The organism is Inquilinus sp. (assembly GCF_039594555.1).
Taxonomy (GTDB): Bacteria; Pseudomonadota; Alphaproteobacteria; order DSM-16000; family Inquilinaceae; genus Inquilinus.
In genome coordinates, this window is record NZ_JBCNNF010000564.1 from 1 (window position 1) to 3534 (window position 3534).

The following is a 3534-nucleotide window of genomic DNA, read 5'->3' on the forward strand; positions in this document are numbered from 1 at the left end:
GTTATCGATTATTAGAAGCATTCGCATTTGCCGGGACAGACTGTCTCACCCCTCCACCGCCAGGATCTCCTCCAGCCGGTCCAGCAGCGGCCGCTGCGCTTCCCAGATCTTCTCCCGCGCGGTCGGCAGGTCGAACCATTCGGCCCGGTCGATCTCGGGGAAGGACTGCATCCGGCCGCTCCGCGGCGGCCATTCGATCTGGAACTCGATGCTGCGGATCCGGCCGGCATCCAGGTCGCCGGCGACGGCGAAGGCCGTGACCGCCTTGCCGCCGCGCTGGCGGATCTGGCCGAGCGGCAGCAGCGGCCCCTCGGGCGCCGTGCCGATCTCCTCGGTGAATTCGCGGCGGGCGGTGGCCTCCGGCGCCTCGCCGGGCTCCGGCTCGCCTTTCGGGATCGACCACGCGCCTAGGTCCTTGCGGCGCCAGAACGGGCCGCCGGGATGCGCCAGCAGAACGAGCAGCCGCTCTCCCGCGCGCTTGTACATCAGGATGCCGAAGCTTTCCGCCGCCATGGGGCCTCTATCGCCGGGGATGGCCGCCGCTCAGGCGACGGCCTCCTCCAGAAGATAGCGCGCCAGGCGGTCAAGGCAGCCGCCCCAGCCCTCGCGGTGGCGGTCGCGGGCCGGCTCGTCGAAGAACTGCTCATGGGTCAGGATCAGCACCGTGCCGTCGCCGTCCGGCCGCAGGGTCAGCGTCACCTGCGACTCCCGCTCCGGCATGGTCCGCCAGACCCAGCTGAACACCAGCCTCTCATTCGGCACCACCTCCTTGTACACGCCGCCGATGTCGTGGCGCTCGCCGTCCGGGGTGGAGAAGGCGACATGGTAGCGGCCGCCGGTGCGCGGGTCGGCCTCGGCGCTGATGGTCTCGGCGCCCTCCGGCCCGAACCACCGCATCATTTTTTCCGGGTCGGTCCAGGCCCCGTAGACCCGGGCGGGAGGGGCGGCGAGGCGGCGCCGGATGCTGAGGCTGGGCTTGGCGAGCACGATTCCTCCTCGACGAAGGCGGCCAGGCGGTCGAGCTGTTCGGACCAGAAGCGCTGGTATCGGCTCAGCCAGTCCATCGCCTGCTCCATCGGTGCCGCGGACAGGCGGCAGGTCACGGTGCGCCCGGTCTTGGTCCGCGTGATCAGCCCGGCATCCGACAGCACGTCGAGATGCTTCATCACCGCCGGCAGCGACATGGTGAAGGGCCGGGCCAGCTCGCTGACCGAGACATCCTGCTCCGCCCCCAGCCGGGCGATCAGCGCCCGGCGCGTCGGGTCGGCCAGGGCGGCGAAGGTGCGGTCGAGGGCGGGTTCTTGATAGTTAACCATCAAGTGAACTTTGTGTCTGCGGAAGCTGGCTGTCAACCCATATGAGCCGGCATGGGAGGCCGGGTCCATATGCCAGACGTTTAGGTTGGTTCCTGCCGCCGCCTACCGCACCCAGCGGCGGAAGCCCAGCCGCTCGACCAGCACCACCAGGCCGAAGGCGATCAGCCCCATCGCCGCGGCGATGAAGACCGCGGCGAACAGCCGGTCGGCCTGGTAGTTGAAGGTGGCCTGGATGATCAGCGCGCCCAGCCCGGCATTCGATCCGATCCACTCGCCGACGATGGCGCCGATGACGCTGCCGGTGGCGGCGATGCGCAAGGCGGTGAACAGCATCGGCAGCGACCGCGGCGCACGCAGCCGCCAGAAGCTCTCCCAGCCGCTGGCCGACAGCACCCGCATCAGCTCGCGCTCGTTCGGCGTCGCCAGGGTCAGGCCGCGGACCATGGCGATCAGGGTCGGGAAGAAGCAGATCACCGCGGCGATCACGATCTTCGGCAGCAGGCCCAGCCCGAACATCAGGATGAAGATCGGCGCCAGGGCCAGGACAGGGATGGTGTTGAGGAACAGCACGATCGGGAAATACGCGGCGCGCACCGGCCGGCTGTAGGTGAACAGGATCGCCAGCAGCACGGCGACCGCGTTGCCCAGCAGGAAGCCCAGCGCCGCCTCCAGCGCCGTCGGCCCGGCGTTGGAGAGCAGCAGGATCCGATCGGTCCACAGCTTGCCGAACACCGCGGCGGGGCCCGGAACGATGAAGGCCGGCACGCCCAGCGCCGGCACCACGAACTGCCAGGCCAGCAGGATCGACAGCGCCCCCAGCGCCGGCCACAGCAGGTCGGAGGGACGGGTCATGCCTGGGGCTCCGGCTCTTGCTGCGGGAACCCCCTCCCCCTAGCCCCCTCCCGCGAGGGGAGGGGGGACAGGGTTGGGGTGGCGTCGAGAGCGGCCCCCGATGACATGAAAAAATGAGTCCCCCCTCCCCTCGCGGGAGGGGGGCAGGGGGAGGGGGTTCCCGAAGCCAGAACCGATACGGCCGTCATGCCGCTCTCTCCGACCCCACAGCCAGCAAGCGTCGCAGATGAGCACAGACGGCGGTCACCTCCGGCGCGTCGCGGTCGCAGCGGCCGTCGGCGTCCTTCAGCGGCCGCAGGTCGACGATCTCCTGCACCCGGCCGGGATGGGCGGCCAGCACCAGCACCTGCTGGCCCAGATACACCGCCTCGGCGATGCTATGGGTGACGAACAGGACGGTGGTGCCGGTACGCCGCCACAGCGCCAGCATCTCGTCGTTCAGCCGGTCGCGGGTGATCTCGTCCAGCGCGCCGAAGGGCTCGTCCATCAGCAGGATGCGCGGCCGGGACAGCAAAGCGCGGGCGATGGCCACGCGCTGGCGCTGGCCGCCGGACAGCTGGTCCGGCATCCGCTCCGCCAGCCCGCCGAGGCCGAGCAGGGCCAGCAGGTCGTCGGTCGCCGCGACATCCGGCTTGCCGGCGCGGCCGCGGCCGACCTGCAGCGGCAGCTCGATATTGGCGCGCACGCTGCGCCAGGGCAGCAGGGTCGGGTCCTGGAACACGAAGCCGATGTCGCGGCGCTGCCGGGCCGCGTCCGGCGGGCCGCCCAGCACCGCGATCTCCCCGGCCAGCGGCGCCAGCAGGTCGGCCACCACCCGCAGCAGGGTCGACTTGCCGCAGCCCGAGGGGCCGAGGATGGTCAGGAAGCCGCCCTGCGGCACGTCCAGGTCGACGCCGTCCAGCACGGGGACGGAGCCGTATCCGAGAGCGAGCCCCCGGCAGCGGATCGCGGCGCTGTCCACCCGTCCCGTCACCCCAGCTTCGGCCGGTCGGCTGCGGTCATCTCCAGGATCGCGCTCGACCAGCAGTCCTCCGGCTTCGGCGCGTTGCCCTGGAACTGGCCGATCGAGTCGTAGATCCGCACCTGCTCGGCGATCGCGGCCGGGTCGAACCAGCCCCAGCCCTTGGCCTTGGTGTCGGCGTCGAAGCTCAGCTTCAGCACCAGCCCGATCGTCGCCTGCTCGGTCTCGCGGTCCAGCTGCGGATAGGCGTCCACGGTCAGGTCCACCGCCTCCTTCGGATGCGCATGGGTCCAGGCCCAGCCCTTGGCCACGGCGCGCAGGAACTTCGCCAGCACCTCGGCATTCTGCGCCAGCGCCGCGTCGGTGGCGAAATAGACGTTGGAATAGGAGGGCAGGCCGGTGTCC

At 70.7% G+C, this 3534-nt stretch carries 6 protein-coding genes; all 6 read right to left on the bottom strand.

Features of this window, described 5'->3' with window-relative positions:
• Positions 1-45: 45 nt before the first annotated feature.
• Positions 46-513: an NUDIX domain-containing protein gene (locus ABDW35_RS34055; protein WP_343718283.1), complete on the bottom strand. Its 468-nt coding sequence runs from the start codon at positions 511-513 to the stop codon at positions 46-48.
• A 30-nt stretch (positions 514-543) separates the two neighbouring features.
• Positions 544-987: an SRPBCC domain-containing protein gene (locus tag ABDW35_RS34060; RefSeq protein WP_343718284.1), complete on the bottom strand. Its 444-nt coding sequence runs from the start codon at positions 985-987 to the stop codon at positions 544-546.
• Positions 897-1316, bottom strand: coding sequence for a metalloregulator ArsR/SmtB family transcription factor (locus ABDW35_RS34065; protein ID WP_343718285.1), 420 nt, complete (start codon positions 1314-1316; stop codon positions 897-899). The genes ABDW35_RS34060 and ABDW35_RS34065 overlap by 91 nt, the downstream gene beginning before the upstream one ends.
• Before the next feature lie 102 nt (positions 1317-1418).
• Complete coding sequence (locus ABDW35_RS34070; RefSeq protein WP_343718286.1) at positions 1419-2168, bottom strand: ABC transporter permease; 750 nt, start codon at positions 2166-2168, stop codon at positions 1419-1421.
• 184 nt (positions 2169-2352) lie between these two features.
• Positions 2353-3141, bottom strand: a complete 789-nt coding sequence (locus ABDW35_RS34075) for an ABC transporter ATP-binding protein (RefSeq protein WP_343718287.1) — start codon at positions 3139-3141, stop codon at positions 2353-2355.
• Positions 3138-3534 (bottom strand): ABC transporter substrate-binding protein (locus ABDW35_RS34080; protein ID WP_343718288.1); only part of this gene is annotated, 397 nt, incomplete at its 5' end. The genes ABDW35_RS34080 and ABDW35_RS34075, both read right to left, overlap by 4 nt.

Excerpts from the sequence above, each read along its gene's own strand:
- ABDW35_RS34070 (WP_343718286.1), bottom strand. The coding sequence starts at position 2,168 with ATGACCCGTCCCTCCGACCTGCTGTGGCCGGCGCTGGGGGCGCTGTCG.
- ABDW35_RS34065 (WP_343718285.1), bottom strand. The coding sequence starts at position 1,316 with ATGGTTAACTATCAAGAACCCGCCCTCGACCGCACCTTCGCCGCCCTG.
- ABDW35_RS34055 (WP_343718283.1), bottom strand. The coding sequence starts at position 513 with ATGGCGGCGGAAAGCTTCGGCATCCTGATGTACAAGCGCGCGGGAGAG.